Below are 19,103 nucleotides of genomic sequence, written 5' to 3'. Positions count from 1 at the left end.
GCAGTGATGTTCTTTGGGAATTAGAATCTTAAACAAAATTAATTAAGAGGTCATTTTTTAGGAGCTGGAGAATATTCGAACGACTTACTATTGTTTGGGTAATGTTGGTTAGTTCGCTTTCGCGAAAGCGTACTGAAAACTTACTAATGAACAAGGAAATTGCGTGGCTATGAAACGGATTGAGATCATTGACAGGCACCAATTTCTAAATTAATGATAGTAACATCGATCCTTATTGTCGATTTGTAACCTAGCTCGATCTCATCTTACAATGACGGCCATTAAATAAATTGTACATTGAACGCACTACTTTTAAATACCTATGCCCAACCTCCTTGCTACTTTCTTTGACCTAGCTGTAAAGCATGCTCAAAAGACGGCGATTATCTGGCCAAATCCAGCTATTCTAGAATTGACATACGGGCAATTGGCTGATAGAGTTATTTCTTTTGAGAGTTACTTTAATTCACTGGGTACCGTGAAAAATTCGCTCGCACTGCCAATGTCTAGTATTTCAAATAAAAATTTGCATGTTATCCTAGCGAGTTTGCATCAAGGTGTCGCACTCACGAGTTTACCTCGTCAAAGTTCTAAGTGGCATTTGCTATCATTTATTTGGAATCACAAAATCAGATATTTGATACTTGATTCTAACAATTTTCTCATTAGGGTACTTTGTAATAGTCTAGGTATTCAAATGCTGCAAGGAATAGCTCTTTCAAAAAATAGATTTTTTAAACTTAAGGTTCTGGATGGTGATACATTAGCTCTCATATCGCATACGTCTGGCAGTACTGATGTGAGTAAGCCTATCCAGCGTACCCACCAAGATCTTATCAACCAGCACGAGGCTATTCTAAAGATATTTTATCCTCAAGACGACGAGATCGATTTACCTCTTTTTCCTAACCTGCTTTTGCATAATCTCAATGCTGGAGTGACAACGGTCGTACCAGATATACCTGATTGGAAACTAGAGAACCTTGAGCCAGAGAGGATTCTCAAGCAAATCATGCGACATGGCGTGACTAGATTGACGGGTAATGTGTTTTATTTTACACATCTGTTGGATTGTATAGAAAAATCCAGCGATGGAGAGTTTGATGTTTCTACTGTAAGAATGATTGGTATAGGCGGTTCTCCAGTCCCTAACAAATTACTGGATAGAGTATCAATTGCATTTCAATACGCTCAATTGTACGTCATCTACGGATCTACCGAGGCAGAGCCCATAGCAGTAAAAGAATACAATGCATCGCTTGATCCACTTTTAGGCTACTGTGTAGGAACCATTCATCCAGATATCGAGCTTGAAATTATTGAGGATGACGCGGTGAAAAACGGTGATGGCGACATTATAGGAGAGATCGTGGTCTCTGGGAAACATGTGATTAGTAAGTCGTCTTATCACACCGGTGACTACGGATATCTTTTAAATAACGAGCTATATCTAGTTGCGCGCAAGGATAATGCCATGACCTACGGTGGATATTATGCATATCAAATAGAGCATTATTTATTATCCAAGCTAGAAATATCGCAAGTTGGAGTAATCATTTATCCCAATAAGGCAAGCATCCATTTCTCTGGATTTGCATCTAGTAATCGAGTAATTGATTGCTTGACAAAAATTATCGATATACAGTCGATTCTCGTCGAGAAACATCCATTTCTGCCAGTAGATGCAAGACATTTGTCCAAAATTCGTTATAATGACTTATGAAGTCAGCTTTTTCTAATATAGATCTAGATCAATTGCGTTATTCCATGATATGGGAAAGTGGCGATAACATGCGGCGTGCACTTGACATCAATACACAGGATCACGTGCTGGTCATTACATCGGCTGGATGTAATGCACTTAATGCTTTGCTGGACGAGCCACAAAGTGTAACTGCGGTTGATGTCAATGAGCATCAAAATCAATTACTAAGGGTTAAGTTGCACATATACCAGTACCACAATCACGAATTATTGACTTCTTTCTTGGGTTTGTCTAATAAAATATCGCAAGAGCAAGTGATACAAATCCTGTCAGCGACTATGGATAAGGACTTGCTAGAATGGACAAAGGCGTTTTTCAAAACCACAGGTGATAAGGTGATGGAATCGGGTAGGCTGGAAAGATATATACACGGATTCTATGAATCACTACCAGTTGATCTAAAGCCTAAAGTAGATAAGTTGTTCAAATTTGAAGAATTATCACAACAAGCCGATTTTTTTATTGATGAACTGGACAATTCTGCATTCAAGGAATTATTCATCAGCTATTTTAATAAGAACAATTTGTCACAAGGACGTGACCCAAAGCTCTTCACTTATACGAGTCAATCGACAGGAGAAGTGTTTTATGAGCGATTACTAGAACATTCAAAAGTTGAATTACTGAACCATAACTTTTATTCAAGGTTCTTCATGTACGGTTGCGAGAATATCGATCCTCATTTATGGCCAGCATGTTATCAGGAACAAAATTTTGATACCATTGCCAGACAAGTTCATAAAGTCACTGTGGTTAAGGATGAAGCAATGCATTACTTGAATTCTGCGCCAGGGCAAGAAGTTACCAAAGCCTCACTATCAAACATTTTTGAATACGTAAGTCCTGCAGATTTTCAATCTGCCGTATCACAGTTGTTCTCCCGATCACGGTCTTTAAAGCTTGTGTATTGGAACTTGCTTCAGGATCAACAAATTACTCGCCAGTCTGATGCGGAGATGGAGGCAAGGCTTCAATATCAGTGTATCGCAACGACTGCATGTTTCTATTTTTTAAACAAGCGTGTGCTTCAAATCCATCCAGATCCTGCTAGAGTACACGAACTGGAAAAAATGACAGCTTTTTGATAGAGATTTCCAAAAATTTCATCGCACAAATGATGAGTGATAGATTGGAAAAAAAGGTTAAGATATTATCGCTTGAGCCTTATGCGATTGATAATTCATCAAGTATTCTAACATCGCTTAATCAGTCACAGCAAGGATTATCGGTTGGGCACTTTGGCTATAGTGTAGATTACCGCATAAACCAAGAGCCTCAGAAACAAAAAATGGTTCTCAAGGTAAAGACCTTTGGCTCTGAAACATCTGAAATGCTAACTGGACTATCTCAACTTTCCTCATCGCCTTTAAAGGACGTGTATCCAGCGTATGCTACTTTAATGGGATTTGAAAACAGTCATTTCAAGGAATTGTACTTATATGAGCATGTAACACACGCTGTTATGCCAACTATTTATGGTACGCATCGCGATGAAAAACAAGGGATATTCATGATACTTATGGAAGATCTGTACGCGCAGCAAAATCTCAACACGGTCATGCAGCCAGAAGTATGGACACATAATGACTTGTCCAGCGCCATCATAGATCTAGCTAGTTGGCATGGTGATGCTTTGCATCTCGCTGATCGATTGATAGATAATGAATGGCAGTATGATTTACCTAGCTCTAATTTTTACAAGAAAATAAAACCTGTCCTATCTAGTCTATTGAACAATTCGCGAGATCTTAATTTGATCACGTCAGAGCAATGCATTGTTCTTGAGAGATACTTAGAGAAGATACCTCAACTTTACGCAGGATTAGATGAATTGCCCAAAACAATCATTCATAATGATTGCAACCTGCGCAATTGCTGTATTAAAAATGATAGCTTATTGCTTTATGATTGGGAACTGGCAACTATGCACATACCTCACTATGATCTTGCAGAATTTATTTGTTTTGCAATCACCGCAGATAGAAAAGGTGAGATAGAAACCCTGATCAATCGTTATCACGAGCATCTCAATGTTAACTACGACTATCCACAAGAGTTACCAGAATTTGTCGGGACACTACAACTTGCTGCATCTCAATTTGCGCTGCACAGATTAGGTTTGTATACTATGGCTCACAAGATTACTCCTTATCCATTTTTGGAACGCGTTTACCAGACCTATTTTTTACTTGATCAATTTTGCGAGGATTATTTAACCAATTGATTTTTCAAACAATCCATACAATGCTGTTTCTTTCTTAAGATATTTAGTGAAATTTTGCGATGCATTATCTTCTTTCATCAAGCAAAAAATTACTTGATCGTACCTATTTATAAAACCAGCACTTCCATACATACCCATAGCATTCATTAAGTTTTGTCCTCTATAATCTGGATGCACGCCTACGGTTTTAGCAAGTAAAGTAGGCTGTTGCAGCGATGCATAATCATCTTCATACACAGGAGTTGATGTTTCTAAACCATGGTAATTAGGCAGGCATAAACTTAACGCAGCTAGTCTATCATTTACGGTATCGATAAGCAAGCTTGAGGAATGCGGGCACAGACCAGCCGCAAACGCAGCATTGTATTGCAAATCAAATTCGGCTCTTGTAACGCCACTATAGTTTGCATTGCCAGAAAAGATTTGAGACGTTAGTTCAAATATCTGATCAGCATACTTTAGCCATAAGGATTTATCCAGTTGGCTGATTATAATTTCTTCTGGAACTTGTTGTTTACTCAATGACTTTGCCACCTCATACATTTGCTCAATTACCTCATGAGATAAACAATGGCTTTGAAAAGTGTTTTTGATGCGGTACCCTAATTGTTCCATAATTTCTGGATAGTATGTAGGATTTACGGGTTCTTTATCAAACATTTTCCAACTAGGTACTGATCCTAATCGCAGCCTATATCGATGATATGTATTAAAATGTAATGGTCCTACCACGCTGGTATAATCTTGTCTTAAAGCATCCTCTTCCAGCAGTTTAAATGCTTGCTGGTTAAGATCAAGATCATTGATGGTTTCCCAATAGCCGAAATAAGCAGTATCAGATCCATGTGGAAAAATTCCCACAAGGCTCAAACTACCTGTAGCTTTGTAAACAATGATATCATTGCTAGATGCATAGTGATTAAAAAGCCACTGAGTAACATGAGCAGGCTCATCAGGTTTAAATTCCAACTCGCCATAAACCACCTCATATAGATCTGCCCATGGTTGATCTACTACTGTACCTTTTTCATAAACTTTCCGCTCAATCATTCTTAGTAGTTCTCTGTATTATTTGAATGTGGCCAGTACTGCCATTCATTTTAATTTCTTGACCGGTTTTCAAGATTTTAGTCACCGCAGGTACATTGATAATCGTTGGAATTCCTAATTCACGTAGTAAGATAACCGAATGGGAAAGCATGCTTCCTTTTTCAATAATGACAGCACGGCAAGATGGAAATAACGCACACCATCCAGGATCAGTACGTTGAGCGACTATGATTTTGTCTTTGACATTCAAATCATCTGTAGGATTTGTGATAACGAGAACCTCGCCAGTTGCCTCACCAGGATGACAACCTTGACCCATTAATTCATTGTCATCAAGTTTAGGCTTTTCATTTCCTACCGGTGGATATGGCTGGACAATACGAGATGGTACTTCTTGAGATTCATATGATTCAAAAAGGCCTTGACGTTCTGTGATAAGCTCTTTGAAATGATCTTGTTGATCATTGATCAATTCATCTTCTGTCAGGTAGAATATATCATCTATTTGATCAATAAAATCTTGATTCTTTAGATGCGAGGCATACTGTCTATAAAGAGTTCTATACATACCGAATAACCTGGTACGGTCCAGTCGCAAACTTTCGCGACGTCTAATGCTATCCTGTAATTGATGGAGCTTATTAATGACAGATCGCTTTGTAAAAAAGGACTTACCATCTAGGGCTTCCACCAGCTCTTTCTTTGCTGTATCCTGTAAATTTTGTGGAGCTTTATCAATACTGTGGTAGCCGAATAAGTTTTTAAGGTATTGATAGAAAATTTGAGGTTGAACCCGCATGGTGATAGTCTCAAGCTTCAGTTCGCCAATAGTGCGATCACCATATCTATCCATAAAATCTTCTACCTTCAAATAAAATTCTGGATAGCTAGCTTTAATTTGATGATGCAATTCTTGAGGTAAGGCTTTTATAAGTTTACATAACTCTGGATCACGATCAACTTCGCTTGCTAGATCAATCATAAGTCTGGTAGGAAAGGCACTTTCAATCTCATGATCATTTGATAAATAAAGGGCTAGAAAAGCTTCCGTTTTCTTGATACCTATGCTTTCCAATGCCCGTTTTACCTTACCATTGCTCATCATGACCTTAAAGTCGTTGATGATAGGCACGTCCCATTGATACAATAATTCATCTAATTGATGACGGCGTTTAATGAACTCTTGCAATGATACCGAAGGATTTGAGTCACGATAAAAGTTGCGATACACCTCATTAAAATCGTGTTTAAAGCGCTCGGTACGTTTTTTAAGGCGTTTAAATTCAAGCAGTAATCGCGACAGATTCAGAATAAGCGACGGCAGTAATTGTATTTTTTCTCGCCAACTTTTTTTGGTGTCAATTACAAAATCCACAGGCTCTTCCAGTCCCATCATTGCCTCCATGTCTTCCTTGTTTTGGCTAAAGGATGGCAACAGCTGCAGGCCGCGATACCAGTTATTGATGTTGTAATAAATGCGACCTTTTCTAAGCGCCAGCAAATTATTGAGTACGTTTTGATAGTCGTCAATCGTCCGCTGGTTGATGCCTACCACTTTCATTGTTTGCTTATAAACAGTACCATAGGCACGTGTCGCAAATGAAAACGTCAATGGTGTGGTCACACCGCAATAACTTTCTTGAATGTTTGAATTATCAAACACGGTGACATCGGGAATCTTGGTCGTAATAGGTCTTAATTGTAGAAAATAGAATTGGTCATCTTTTATACAAAACTCAATGTCACTAGGACCGTATAAGGCTTCTATCTGTTCCGCTTTCGCGAAAGCGTAATCCAACAAATCCTGATGAACATAATCAGGCAATGTGCCTATCGTGTCATTATCTTCTCTACTAGACGGATCTTCTAATATATCATTATTGAAATCTAGATTATCGGTGGTCATGCAGCGGTGTAATTTCCCAGATTTTTTCAAGTAATAAAACTCATCTGCCGCTACTTGACCGCTCACCAATTTGTCGCCCAGGCCTTGCGCCATGTGTATGGCAACCTCTTGAGGATAAATAGGCGACGTCGTGAAAATCACGCCGCTGGCCGTTGCGTTGATCTGTTTTTGTACGAGGACTGCTGGACGTGCTCGTGAGGGCAACTCGTTCTCCTCGCGGTAAGTGATGGATCGATGTGAATAGGCACTTGCCGCACACTTCTTTATTGCTTCAAACACACTCTCTCTATCATAGAGATTTAAATAACTGTCCATCATACCAGCAAAGGAATGATCGCTACCATCCTCATCTAGAATGGATGATCTTACGGCTATCTTTTGATTAGGAAAATCCCATTTCGCTAGAGCTTCTTCAACCCTGCTTACCACTTGTTGATCCAGTTTATATTTCTCCAATTGCTGTGTCAGAATATCAGGATCATTATGTCTTTCCACCACATTTTTGAAAACATCATAGGGTATCACTATGAAATCGGGAACATCTAATCCTAGCTCTTTCAATCTATAGAGGCCACGAGCCTTGCCGCCCATGTTATTAGTATAGGCTTTTTGAATCATAGAAAATTGACTACTATAATGACACTCAGGTAACTGGCTATCATGAACAGGCTTACCAGCAATTCACCTTTCCTCAACTGATTTTCATCAGGCTTCCTCAGGTTCGTGATGTATAGAATCAGTAACAGCAGATAAATGATGCCTATCAACGCTACCACATACCAATTGGCAGCGAGTGCATTTAATAGAAGATATTGAACTGCTAGACCACCAGCCAAGACAATAAGTAATGTGCCTACAGCAACTTTGAATCCTAACGATTTTGAATAGCTATCGATTCCTGATCTTTCATGGCTAGGAGCATGAATTTTGCGCGCTATCTCAAAGCTAAAACCTGCTAACAAAGATGCTGCACACACGTACCAGAAAGCTAATGGAAAATATAAACCTGCGTGTGCCACATATATCCATAAAATAATGAGCGGCATGATAAGCATGTGCGTGAACCCATATAGGATAAGGCTCTTTTTTAAAAACACAGGTACAAAAAACTCATAACGCATCAATAGGGAATAGCCTACAGCAGCAAGCCAGCCTAGGAATGTGGGCACACCTGTTAGCAAAGACCATCCTACTTCAAGCGCGATTAGCGAATAACTTATGATCTGCAACTGCTTTAAATGGACACGTCCACTTTGAAGAACCCTATCGGGATGATTGACAGAGTCTATGGAAAAATCCTTAATCTCGTCAAACACCCTAAGTCTGAAGAAAAATGAGATTACTGCTATAACGCCTGTAACAATCCACCACCAGGATTTTTGCAAGTCATTATCTATTGGATTGTTTTGCCCGTCAAAAGCTACAGCTCTTACGGTAAAGAATAATACAGCAAACAATCCCATATTGACTACGGGAAATCGCTCATTAAGGTAATCGATGAAGTTTTTAATTGTCTATCTCTTTATAGGCAATATATGAAAACTGTGGTCTTTTGTACTTCATCAATCTATTAGTAGCATGTACGATGGAATCTATTTCGCTTTCGCGAAAGCGGAATAAAAAGAAAATGAAAATCAAAAATAAACTGTGGATATTGGTTTTGATATCCTAGATCGTTGCAACACAAACTGTTCACGCACGCTTTCGCGAAAGCGGTATCCTGACTAAATCCAAAAAAAACTAGATAGCTGTTAATCAATAAACTATAACAAATACCACTTTAACGCCCTACTTGACTATAAACCAATAAATAAGAGTACTTTTGCAGCCGCTAAGGAGCGCTATTTATGAAAGACATTAGAAATATTGCGATTATCGCACACGTTGACCACGGTAAGACAACCCTGGTAGACAAGATATTACACCACTGTGAGATATTCCGTGAGAACGAGGCCACAGGAGAATTGATCCTTGACAATAACGACATCGAGCGCGAGCGTGGTATTACCATCCTTGCAAAAAATGTGTCCGTTATGTACAAGGGAACTAAGATTAATATCATCGACACGCCTGGTCACGCCGATTTTGGTGGTGAGGTAGAGCGCGTACTCAATATGGCAGATGGTGTGTTATTGCTCGTTGATGCCTTTGAAGGCCCTATGCCACAAACACGCTTTGTATTGCAAAAGGCGATCGACCTAGGCCTCAAGCCGTGCGTGGTTGTCAACAAGGTAGATAAGGAAAACTGTACACCAGATGAGGTGCACGAGTCCGTTTTTGACCTCATGTTTGAATTGGGTGCCGAAGAGTGGCAACTTGATTTCCCAACGGTTTATGGTAGTGCCAAAAACAACTGGATGTCTGAGGATTGGAAAGACGAGACCGAAAATATTGAGCCATTACTTGATATGGTCATTGAGCACGTTCCAGCGCCTAAAGTAGAAGAAGGAACCACACAATTATTGATTACATCGCTTGATTTCTCAAACTACACTGGTCGTATCGCGATAGGACGTGTAAAAAGAGGCTCTATCAAAGAAAACCAACAGGTAACGCTTTGTAAGCGTGACGGGTCAGAAGTTAAGGCACGCGTCAAGGAAGTTTACGTTTTTGACGGTATGGGCAAGGCCAAAGTGGACGAAGTTCACGCTGGTGACATTTGTGCACTAGTAGGTCTAGAAGGATTTGAGATAGGCGACAGCGTTGCAGATTTTGAGAATCCAGAAGCTATGGAAACCATCGCCATCGATGAGCCAACGATGAGCATGCTGTTTACCATCAACGACTCACCATTCTTTGGTAAGGACGGTAAATTTGTAACCTCTAGAAACATTAAAGACAGACTGACAAAGGAGCTTGAGAAAAACCTCGCGTTGCAGGTTCACGATACAGGATCTGCAGATAAATTCATGGTCTTCGGCCGTGGTGTACTGCACCTTTCCGTATTGATCGAGACCATGCGTCGTGAAGGATACGAGCTACAAATAGGCCAGCCACAGGTAATCATCAAGGAGATTGATGGTGTCAAGTGCGAGCCTATTGAAGAGTTGACCATTGACCTGCCAGAAAACGTGAGCGGTAAAGCCGTCGAGATGGTGACCATGAGAAAAGGTGAGATGACTAGCATGGCTCCCAAAGGTGAGCGCATGATCTGTGAATTCAAGATCCCATCGCGTGGTATCATCGGTCTTAGAAACCAATTGATCACCGCAACAGCTGGTGAGGCGATTATGAACCACCGCTTCGTTGGTTTTGAGCCTTATAAAGGTGAGATTCCTGGACGTATCAACGGTTCCTTGATCTCCATGGAAAAGGGTACTTCCATTCCATATTCTATGGATAAGATGCAGGATCGTGGTAAGTTTTTCATCGCACCAGGTGAAGAAATTTACACCGGTCAGGTGGTAGGCGAGAACTCACGTCCAGACGATCTAGTCCTCAATTTGACCAAAACCAAGAAGCTTTCAAATGTGCGTAGTGCCGGTAACGACGATAAGGTAAAGATCGCGCCACCAGTGAAGTTCACGCTAGAGGAAGCATTGGAATACATACAAAAGGACGAGTACGTTGAGGTAACGCCCAATTTCTTGAGATTGCGCAAGATCTACCTTGATGAAAACGAGCGTAAACGCCATGCCAAAGAGCTAGGCTAGCATCCTATTGATTACCATACGGGCGTGACCCCTTGAATTTCTACAGAGAAATTCATGGGGTCGTGCTTTTTGTTACAATCTTGCAATGCCGCTCTCGCGCCATTACAAGGATTTCCACGTCAATCACTCACGCAGCTACCATCAGTCTTTTGGATGTATTGATTAAGGACCGTGCTGCCTATCTTAGCACATCAAATGACACCATTGAGTTTAAGACTATACACATCTAGCGATCGTGCTGCTTGGAATGACTTTATACAGCAATCTGTCAATGGATGTTTCCTGCACGAGCGTGAGTTTATGGAATATCACAGCGACCGATTTCAGGATCACAGTCTCATGGCATTCGATGATGATAATCTGAGAGGTTGCTTTCCAGCACATGTAGTAGATGATCATTTGATTTCCCATAACGGCTTGACCTACGCTGGTTGGATCGTATCAGCAGATGCGACCGACCTAGATAATTTGCATCAAGCCTTACTGGACTATTCTCAGAACAACAGCATTATAAACCTAAAAATCAAGCTGCCGCCAGCGATTTATGATGATATCTATCAAAAAACATTTGACGCTCTCAATAGCAATGGTTACAGCGTTAATGATACAGCCGATGATGTCGTCATCGATCTCGCTGACTGGCAACCTAGCGCCAAAAAAACCATAGGATACCGCAACGGTAAGTTTGATCAATTACAAGTACAGCAATCAGAAGATCTTGCATATTACTGGAACAACATTCTGGTGCCATCCTTAAAAAATAGGCACAACGCAACACCAGTTCACTCGCTAGCTGAAATACAGCTCTTACAATCCAGATTCCCAGACGGCATAAAACTTCACATAGTAGAATTTGATCAGGAACCAATTGCAGGAATACTAGTTTTTGATTTTGGCAACATTCTTAAGATTCAGTATGCGGCTAGTACCAGTCTAGGGTTTGAAAAAAATGCCATGGATTATCTTTACTTGGAATTAATTGCACAGGCCAGACAAGATGGTAAAAAACACATCGATCTAGGTATCGTCAATGAACGCGATGGTAGCATCAATCAAGGACTTCTACGATTTAAAAAACAATTAGGCGGCAAGCAGCTCAAAGTTGCTACGGCAACCTATACTTTTACAGCATGAAACATTCTAAGCGCAGCTATCACCTGGCAGCATTCAGCATTATATTATTAGTGGTTTTCCTAACCTTATCTGTCATCAATAGAGACGGCAGCACCATGCTGGACGACATTGTAGGTTATTTGATCACCCTGTTTTTTGTAACGGTTCTGGCAGGTTTTGTGTTTGCCATGCTAAGTTTACGGGAACCTAGTTCAAGAGTCAAAACTATTGGACTAGCAGTCAATGTCATCTTGTTTGTTTTACTTGCCGTTAATGTACTTCTCAATTTGCAACGGGTGACAGCGGCTTTTGCCACGTGAGTTTTCTTAATTGATTAACTTCAACCGCTTGATGGCAGCTCCTATCCCATATCTAGATCTCAAGTCCCTGCAAGGTCGTTTCCTGCAACAGGATCTTGACGTCATGCAGCATTTGCATGATAGTGGCACCTACATAGGTGGCGATATGGTCACGCGATTTGAAAACGAATTTGCCGCATACTGCGGTGTCCAACATTGTATAGGCGTTGCAAACGGTCTGGAAGCTCTAGAAATCATTCTGCGTGCAGATGTTGAGTTAGGCGTTTTAACTAAAGCTGCTAGAATTCTGGTGCCTGCACATACCTACATCGCAACATTCTTGAGCATCACTAATGCAGGCTGTATACCTGTTCCTGTAGATGTGGATGAATTACTGCTCACGGCAGATAAAATCAAGAACCAGCTAGATAACATCCATGGAGTAATTGCGGTAGATATTTATGGTAAACTGGTGGATGATGAGGTGTATGCTTTCCTGCCTGACCGGCAGGCAGGCGCGAAAGCAAAAAAAATACCCATCTACACTGACGCTGCTCAAGCCCACGGCGCTAGAACCGATCAAGGAATGCGATCTGGCTCACGCGGCAGAGCCAGTGCTTTTTCCTTTTACCCAACCAAAAATCTGGGCGCATTAGGTGATGCTGGAGCCATCGTGACAGATGATGAAGAGCTGGGAAGCATGTGCAGGAAAATAGCCAACTATGGTCGTGAATCGCGATATGTCAATGACGTTCTAGGTGTGAACTCGCGATTGGATCCCTTGCAAGCAGGTTTTCTCTCAAATCGTTTACCATTACTAGATCAAGACAATGCGAGACGTCGCGAGATCGCAGAAACCTATATTTCCAGCATCAAACATGAAAAAATACAGGTGCCTAATTCTTTATGGATCGAGCACAATGCGCATCATGTTTTCCCAATATATTCTGATGATCGAGGTAGACTGGTGCAGCATATGGATGCCGCTGGAATCGGTACTAATTTTCATTATAAAATTCCGCCACATCATCAAGAGGTCTATCCTGAATTCAACGCATTTAATTTTCCCGTTACAGAACGACTGCATAAAACCCAACTGAGCATTCCGTGTCACCCATTATTAAGTGATCAGGAAGTGCAACGAGTGATTGATACCGTGAACAGCTTTGAATGAGACATCTATTCAAGTATTTAAATAAAAATTTATTGCTCAAGGTGGCTGGATATAACTCTATCCAGATTTTGGTACGCATAGGTCTTGGCTCTGCGATGTCTTATATTCTAGCCGTTTTTGCAGGTGCTACAGGATTGGGTGTGTTGGGTAATCTGCGCAATTTCATGCAAGGCGTACAAACCTTTAGCGTGCTAGGTCTTGAGAATGGTCTGGTAAGACATGCAGCAAGTCTCAAAAAAGAGCCACAACAGTTGCGCAAAATATATAGCACGGCCTGGATAGCTGGTATTGCTATATCAGTAATATTAGGAATCACTACTTTCTTTCTTGCCTCGGTGCTGGATAATTACTTGATAGGACTGGAAACTAGCTATGCCTATGTTTTTAAGTATCTGGCTATCTCACTACCATTCTATACATTATTCATTTTCATCGCATCCATGATGCAGGGATTTGAATGGTACAAGCGATTCATTTCTCTTAATATAGCAGTCAATGTATTGGTTTTTGCCGTCAGTGCATGGTTGATTTATACGAATCAATTAAGCGGTGCTTTGACAGGTATTGTTATCGCACCTATCATACAATGTGTGACGGCAATCGTCATTTGGTATTACCATAGAAAAGACCTGCCTCTTTTTCCATCAATTACGGGATCATTTGACAAAAACAGTTTAAAGCCTTTATTATCCTACAGCTTTATGGCGCTTGCGAGTGCGGTGCTGATTCCTGTGGTCCATATTTTGGTGCGACAGGATTTGCGTGCCGTGGTCAATGATGATGCCGCAGGTTTGTGGGAAGCGATACAGCGCGTATCATCTTACTACATGCTGTTTTTCACTACGCTTATCAGTATGTATGTGTTGCCTAAATTCAGCAAGTCCAGTGATGCATCAAATCTTAAGATGGTAAGCCTTGACTTTTACAAGACATTGCTTTTGCCGCTAGCTGCTGGTCTCGTGACTATTTTTATCACTAGAGACTTGATAGTCAGTATTCTATTTACTGAAGAGTTTGAAGGAATGCTGGTGCTATTCAAATGGCAGCTCATCGGTGATTTCATTAAAATAATCACCACCGTATTGGCCATGTGGTTCATTGCTCAAAACGACTTGAAAAGATATCTGATTGCCGAGGTTGTGAGTCTAGGAACATTTCTCATAGCAAGCTATGTCCTAGTGAGAAAATATGACACTGAAGGTATTGTAATGGCGCACGCGATAAGTTACCTACTATATTTTGCAGTCTTGGCTGTCTTATTGCGCAAGGAATTATTCAAGCAAGACTAATTACCAGATTTTTTGACAGGATCTACTTTTCTTATTTCGCGCACCACTGTATCTGTTTTTCTTATCTGGATATTATGCTCAGGTTTTGTCACTACGGCAATGTAAGTGTGCGTTGTATCCGCATTTTTCTTTGGAATAAGTGTGAGTAGATTGATGGTAGATTTTGCAGGTACAGTCGTGATAATCGGTCTATCTGCACTGCGACGGAAACCGTCACTGATGACTTTAAAAAACAGATCCAGCGTGTCGCTGGTCGTATTTTGGGCCGTGTAGGTGATTTTTTTATGTCCTTTAACTACATCTATTTCAATGCCATCGTGTTGAGCGAGGCAAGTGGTACTAACTAGTAAAAAGAGGATAGTCAAATACTTCATTAACTTCTAGCTTTTTTAAATTTTTCAAATTCATCGTGCATAAAATGCTCGCCGTACTTCTTCTCGATCTCCTTTTTAAAAGCTGAGGCCGTTGCCATCTGGCCTGCACTCGTCATACAACCATTACTTATCACCGTGATCCCATATTCCTTTAAAACATAGCTGTTAAAGCCAGGATTGAACGCCGGCGCGATCCCGTAAGAGATGTATACATACTCGCCAGCTGCGGCCATAGCCGGAGCATCTTTTAAATGGTAGTTCGACGACGAGCCACTTACTTCTAAAGTGATGATTTTACGGGTTTCTTGCTCTTCTTCCTGCGCCAGCATAACCACTGGTAAGATTATTAATAATGCTATCAGGTACTTTTTCATGCTCTAACTTTATATAAATCAGGTTTCAATAAGCATGCCTTAAGCTTATGAGCAACCTATATTTGTATTTAAAGATACAGATTTTTGAGAGTAAGCTTTCGCGAAAGCTAAACAAACCACCATCTTACAACCACCATTATTATGCAGTTACAGTTACACAGACCTATTTGTTTTTTTGACTTAGAAACTACAGGTACCAATATTTCTAAAGATCGAATAGTGGAGATTTCCGTTCACAAGGTGCTTCCTGATGGAACCGAGAAGACTTATACCTACCGTGTAAATCCTACTGTGCCAATTCCTGCCGCGACGACTGCCGTGCACGGTATTACTGATGAGATGGTTGCTAATCAACCTACTTTTAAAGAGCTGGCGCACGAGATAAACAATCTAATCAAGGATAGTGATCTTGCTGGATTCAACTCTAATAGATTTGATATTCCCTTACTTGCTGAGGAAATGTTGCGTGCTGGCGTTGATTTTGACATGGGTAACCGCAATGCGATAGACGTGCAAAACATTTTTCACAAGATGGAACAGCGCACACTGGTGGCTGCCTATAAGTTTTACTGCAACAAAGACTTGACAGATGCTCACAGCGCCGAGGCAGATACCATTGCTACCTATGAAGTCCTAAAGGGGCAGCTGGATAGATATCCAGAGCTAGAAAACGATATGAAATCCCTTGCTGAATTCTCAACGCGACGCAAGCCAGTGGATTTTGCCGGTATGCTTGCTTACAATGAGAAAGGTGAGGAATGTTTCAACTTTGGTAAGCACAAAGGCAAACGCGTCGTGGACGTGCTGGAAGCAGAGCCTGGTTATTACAGCTGGATTCAAAATGCAGATTTCCCGCTGTACACCAAGAAGGTATTGACGGCCATAAAACTGCGCGGTTTCAATAAGTAAGACAATGTTCTCGCGGTTGTAGATAGATTGTAGTAGTTTTAGGACGCACTATGAAATATTGCACGTTTTTCCTTTTTTATTTCATGATCTGTTTGAGCCATGGTATGGCTCAAGAGCTGCCACCTATTTCTAATTTTTCTCCTGCACAGTACCAAGCCCAGAATCAAAACTGGATGATTGCCCAGTCTGATGATAGGCGCATGTATTTCGCCAACGGTGCTGGATTGTTAGAATATAACGGTGAGCAGTGGACAGTATATCCTACTTACAATGAGAGTATCATGCGATCTGTCGCGTGGTATGAGGATCGATTATATTCTGGCGCTTATATGGATTTTGGTTTTTGGGAATCACAACCAGATGGATCATTAAAATATACATCACTTGTAGAAACGCTTGAGGTTGATATTCTTGAAGATGAGCAGTTCTGGAACTTGATTCCTAATGGATCCACGTTGCTGGTACAGTCGCTTGACCGCTTGTATTCTTATGATCCAGATTCAAAAACTGTCGAAGTAATTCTACAAAACCCAGCACTAACCAAAGTCTTTAAGGTAGGAAATAGGGTTTTTTATAACATCGCTAATGATGGTCTTTACGAGATTGTGGATGGAGCCTCGATTCTGGTTCACGGCCTGTCGCAAGATGATGGTAATGTCATTACCATGGCTGTTCAAGATGATATCATTGTGTTCATCACTTCTGCCAATTCGCTTTTCCACATTGAAGAAAGAGAAGTTACTCTAATTTCAAAAAATCAGGTTGATAAGGATATAGTGATTTATTCAGCTACCATATTGTCAGATGGTAGAATAGCTGCAGGCACCATCGACAGTGGATTATTTTTTATTGAAAAAGACGGCTCAATTGAGATGCAGTTGAATCAGCGCAATGGATTATCCAACAACACGATCCTTTCTATGTACGAAGATCTAGATGGAAATCTATGGTTGGGTCTGGACAATGGTATCGATTACGTAAATATAAACGCGCGTTTCACCACTTTTATTGATAGAGTAGGCGAATTGGGTACTGTGTATGATGCCTTTGTAAAGGATGATCAAACCTATCTAGGTACTAATCAAGGTTTGTATTTGCGTGATGCTAGAGATAACGCATTTAAACTTATAGAAGGTACGCAAGGCCAAGTATGGAACCTTGTCGAAATTGATGGTACGTTATTTTGTGGTCACAACAAAGGCACATTTAATATAAGTAAGGATCAAGCTACACAAATTGCGAGCATCAACGGTTCATGGGATATTCAAAAAATTCCAGGCCAAGACAATTTGCTATTGCAAGGAAATTATGATGGTTTATACGTGCTCGAGCGTATTGGAAGTTCCTGGAAGGTCAGAAACAAGATTACAGGATTTGACGTGAGCTCAAAGGATTTTGCTGTACGCGACAATGTAGTCTATGTAAGTCATGAATATAAAGGCTTGTTCGAGATAACGCTAGACGCTGATTTTAATAAAGCTACCAATGTAGAATTAAAAGACGAAGTTGGTAAAGGCACTTATTCTGATCTAATAAAGCTCAAAAACCGCCTGATTTATGCTAATAAAAATGGTTTCTATGTCAAGGAACCAGATACGGACACTTTTGAAAAAGACGAGCAATTATCTGCATTGGTGGATGAGGATGAGTACACTTCTGGCAGAATGATCTCAATGGATGATCAATCGTTTTGGTTTTTCATGAAAAATCAATTGGTACAAGTTACCGTCGAACCTATAAAAAATACATTTGAGTTTGAGCGCTATGCGATACCGCAGGAAATAAGAGCAGAGAAAACTGGTTATGAGAGTTTGTTCAAACTGACAGATTATCAATATCTCATGGGATCATCTCAAGGATACATCATTTTCGATACAGCGCGACTTGAGGATAAACAGTCGCTAGTTTACATAGATAAGATCCTGGTGACTTATAACGATAACAGGCTGGAACGTATCGATATTCAAAATGGCTTTGAATTACCGCATGATGCGAGCAAATTGGAGGTCAACTACCATACACCGTTGTATGACGCCCTAACAGACGTAAAGTACCAGTATCGTCTCAAAGATGATATGGATCAATGGTCAGTATCAGCAGCTGCAAGCACATTGATATTTGAAAATCTTGAGGATGATAATTATCAACTAGAAGTGCGCAGTGTTGTCAATGGTGTAGTAGGCAGCACCGCACGTATAGAGTTTGAGATATTACCACCCATTTATCGCACAATGGCAGCTTATATCATTTACATTTTGTTAGCCATTCTTTTGATTGTGCTTATTAATGTGTTTTACAAATGGTATTACAATAAGAAACAAGAGGCTGAGCTGACAAAGAAGCAACGTGAGCTTGATCTAGAAAGACTTAAAAATCAAAAGGAGTTAGCAGAGGTCAACAATAAACAACTAACGACTGATATTGAATCCCGTAATAGAGAACTTGCCATGACCACCATGGCAATGATTAAGAAAAATGAGACGCTTAGCGAGATCAAAAAAGCGCTGGAAAAAGTGCAGGCAAATAATGATAGCAAGAACCTCAAAGCTGTCAAGGATTTAGTCCATAAAAACATGACCGAACGTCAAGACTGGAAAACCTTTGAACAAGCCTTTACCATGACAGATAAGGCCTTCATTAAAAACATCAAGGCAAGGCATCCATCGTTGACTTCAGGAGATTTGAGATTGAGCATCTACATACGTCTTAATCTATCCTCAAAAGAAATTGCGCCGCTCCTTAATATCTCACCTCGCAGTGTAGAAATTAAGCGTTATCGTTTGCGTAAAAAGATGGAACTTGATAAGGAAACTGACCTTTTTGAATATTTGGTAGCTATATAAACGCGCTACATTACTGTATTTTACCACAACATCACCACAACATTTACTGAAAAGCATCTTAAAGACCCAGTTACTAAAACGTTGTAGTGGTTTAGTAAACACACTGTTCGCGCCTGTTTTCGGGTTTTAC

Annotated in this window: 15 protein-coding genes; 10 read left to right on the top strand and 5 right to left on the bottom strand. The window is 40.4% G+C overall.

Going from position 1 to position 19,103, the window contains the following annotated elements; genetic code table 11:
* Positions 1-322: 322 nt before the first annotated feature.
* Genes EJ995_RS12065 through EJ995_RS12055 form a run of 3 tightly spaced genes read left to right on the top strand, consistent with a single transcriptional unit; the run spans position 323 to position 3,989 of the window.
* A complete protein-coding gene (locus EJ995_RS12065; protein ID WP_126448638.1) occupies positions 323-1,723 on the top strand; it encodes an AMP-binding protein in 1,401 nt (466 codons plus the stop codon).
* Positions 1,720-2,850 (top strand): DUF3419 family protein, encoded by a 1,131-nt coding sequence (locus tag EJ995_RS12060; protein WP_126448637.1) that lies wholly within the window; start codon positions 1,720-1,722, stop codon positions 2,848-2,850. Before EJ995_RS12065 ends, EJ995_RS12060 begins: the two co-directional genes overlap by 4 nt.
* Complete coding sequence (locus EJ995_RS12055) at positions 2,847-3,989, top strand: phosphotransferase (protein WP_126448636.1); 1,143 nt, start codon at positions 2,847-2,849, stop codon at positions 3,987-3,989. Before EJ995_RS12060 ends, EJ995_RS12055 begins: the two co-directional genes overlap by 4 nt.
* Here EJ995_RS12055 and EJ995_RS12050 read toward each other — a convergent pair.
* Genes EJ995_RS12050 through EJ995_RS12040 form a run of 3 tightly spaced genes read right to left on the bottom strand, consistent with a single transcriptional unit; the run spans position 3,978 to position 8,408 of the window.
* On the bottom strand, positions 3,978-5,039 hold the full coding sequence (locus EJ995_RS12050; RefSeq protein WP_126448635.1) for a hypothetical protein: 1,062 nt from the start codon (positions 5,037-5,039) through the stop codon (positions 3,978-3,980). The two genes, EJ995_RS12055 and EJ995_RS12050, sit on opposite strands and share 12 nt — an antisense overlap.
* Positions 5,032-7,563, bottom strand: coding sequence for a PEP/pyruvate-binding domain-containing protein (locus tag EJ995_RS12045; protein WP_126448634.1), 2,532 nt, complete (start codon positions 7,561-7,563; stop codon positions 5,032-5,034). Before EJ995_RS12045 ends, EJ995_RS12050 begins: the two co-directional genes overlap by 8 nt.
* Entirely contained in the window at positions 7,560-8,408 is an 849-nt protein-coding gene (locus EJ995_RS12040) for a UbiA family prenyltransferase (protein ID WP_126448633.1), read from the bottom strand. The genes EJ995_RS12045 and EJ995_RS12040 overlap by 4 nt, the downstream gene beginning before the upstream one ends.
* Positions 8,409-8,792: 384 nt before the next feature.
* Between EJ995_RS12040 and typA the strand changes: the two genes are divergently transcribed.
* The 5 genes from typA to EJ995_RS12015 all read left to right on the top strand — a co-directional run bounded on the left by typA (position 8,793) and on the right by EJ995_RS12015 (position 14,473).
* Positions 8,793-10,598 (top strand): translational GTPase TypA, encoded by a 1,806-nt coding sequence (typA, locus tag EJ995_RS12035; protein WP_126448632.1) that lies wholly within the window; start codon positions 8,793-8,795, stop codon positions 10,596-10,598.
* A gap of 204 nt (positions 10,599-10,802) precedes the next feature.
* Entirely contained in the window at positions 10,803-11,732 is a 930-nt protein-coding gene (locus tag EJ995_RS12030; protein WP_206482250.1) for a GNAT family N-acetyltransferase, read from the top strand.
* On the top strand, positions 11,729-12,031 hold the full coding sequence (locus EJ995_RS12025) for a hypothetical protein (RefSeq protein ID WP_126448630.1): 303 nt from the start codon (positions 11,729-11,731) through the stop codon (positions 12,029-12,031). The genes EJ995_RS12030 and EJ995_RS12025 overlap by 4 nt, the downstream gene beginning before the upstream one ends.
* Before the next feature lie 31 nt (positions 12,032-12,062).
* Positions 12,063-13,184 (top strand): DegT/DnrJ/EryC1/StrS family aminotransferase, encoded by a 1,122-nt coding sequence (locus EJ995_RS12020; protein WP_126448629.1) that lies wholly within the window; start codon positions 12,063-12,065, stop codon positions 13,182-13,184.
* Entirely contained in the window at positions 13,181-14,473 is a 1,293-nt protein-coding gene (locus EJ995_RS12015) for an O-antigen translocase (protein WP_206482249.1), read from the top strand. Before EJ995_RS12020 ends, EJ995_RS12015 begins: the two co-directional genes overlap by 4 nt.
* Here the strand turns inward: EJ995_RS12015 and EJ995_RS12010 are convergent.
* Both EJ995_RS12010 and EJ995_RS12005 read right to left on the bottom strand, forming a co-directional pair.
* Entirely contained in the window at positions 14,470-14,847 is a 378-nt protein-coding gene (locus EJ995_RS12010) for a hypothetical protein (protein WP_126448628.1), read from the bottom strand. The two genes, EJ995_RS12015 and EJ995_RS12010, sit on opposite strands and share 4 nt — an antisense overlap.
* Entirely contained in the window at positions 14,847-15,221 is a 375-nt protein-coding gene (locus EJ995_RS12005) for a hypothetical protein (RefSeq protein WP_126448627.1), read from the bottom strand. The genes EJ995_RS12010 and EJ995_RS12005 overlap by 1 nt, the downstream gene beginning before the upstream one ends.
* 141 nt (positions 15,222-15,362) lie before the next feature.
* Between EJ995_RS12005 and EJ995_RS12000 the strand changes: the two genes are divergently transcribed.
* Positions 15,363-16,130: a 3'-5' exonuclease gene (locus EJ995_RS12000; protein ID WP_126448626.1), complete on the top strand. Its 768-nt coding sequence runs from the start codon at positions 15,363-15,365 to the stop codon at positions 16,128-16,130.
* Between the two features lie 83 nt (positions 16,131-16,213).
* Positions 16,214-18,973, top strand: a complete 2,760-nt coding sequence (locus EJ995_RS11995) for a ligand-binding sensor domain-containing protein (RefSeq protein ID WP_164549917.1) — start codon at positions 16,214-16,216, stop codon at positions 18,971-18,973.
* Positions 18,974-19,103: the final 130 nt, after the last annotated feature.

The sequence above is a fragment of the Nonlabens ponticola genome, assembly GCF_003966335.1.
Classification (GTDB): domain Bacteria; phylum Bacteroidota; class Bacteroidia; order Flavobacteriales; family Flavobacteriaceae; genus Nonlabens; species Nonlabens ponticola.
Note: the sequence above shows the minus strand (reverse complement) of the source record. Positions and strands in the feature narration are given on the sequence as shown.

What these genes read in the sequence shown, in the direction of transcription:
- EJ995_RS12065 (WP_126448638.1), top strand. Translation starts at nt 323, where the DNA reads ATGCCCAACCTCCTTGCTACTTTCTTTGACCTAGCTGTAAAGCATGCT.
- EJ995_RS12060 (WP_126448637.1), top strand. Translation starts at nt 1,720, where the DNA reads ATGAAGTCAGCTTTTTCTAATATAGATCTAGATCAATTGCGTTATTCC.
- EJ995_RS12050 (WP_126448635.1), bottom strand. Translation starts at nt 5,039, where the DNA reads ATGATTGAGCGGAAAGTTTATGAAAAAGGTACAGTAGTAGATCAACCA.
- EJ995_RS12045 (WP_126448634.1), bottom strand. Translation starts at nt 7,563, where the DNA reads ATGATTCAAAAAGCCTATACTAATAACATGGGCGGCAAGGCTCGTGGC.
- EJ995_RS12040 (WP_126448633.1), bottom strand. Translation starts at nt 8,408, where the DNA reads ATGGGATTGTTTGCTGTATTATTCTTTACCGTAAGAGCTGTAGCTTTT.
- typA (WP_126448632.1), top strand. Translation starts at nt 8,793, where the DNA reads ATGAAAGACATTAGAAATATTGCGATTATCGCACACGTTGACCACGGT.
- EJ995_RS12025 (WP_126448630.1), top strand. Translation starts at nt 11,729, where the DNA reads ATGAAACATTCTAAGCGCAGCTATCACCTGGCAGCATTCAGCATTATA.
- EJ995_RS12020 (WP_126448629.1), top strand. Translation starts at nt 12,063, where the DNA reads ATGGCAGCTCCTATCCCATATCTAGATCTCAAGTCCCTGCAAGGTCGT.
- EJ995_RS12015 (WP_206482249.1), top strand. Translation starts at nt 13,181, where the DNA reads ATGAGACATCTATTCAAGTATTTAAATAAAAATTTATTGCTCAAGGTG.
- EJ995_RS12010 (WP_126448628.1), bottom strand. Translation starts at nt 14,847, where the DNA reads ATGAAGTATTTGACTATCCTCTTTTTACTAGTTAGTACCACTTGCCTC.
- EJ995_RS12005 (WP_126448627.1), bottom strand. Translation starts at nt 15,221, where the DNA reads ATGAAAAAGTACCTGATAGCATTATTAATAATCTTACCAGTGGTTATG.
- EJ995_RS12000 (WP_126448626.1), top strand. Translation starts at nt 15,363, where the DNA reads ATGCAGTTACAGTTACACAGACCTATTTGTTTTTTTGACTTAGAAACT.
- EJ995_RS11995 (WP_164549917.1), top strand. Translation starts at nt 16,214, where the DNA reads ATGATCTGTTTGAGCCATGGTATGGCTCAAGAGCTGCCACCTATTTCT.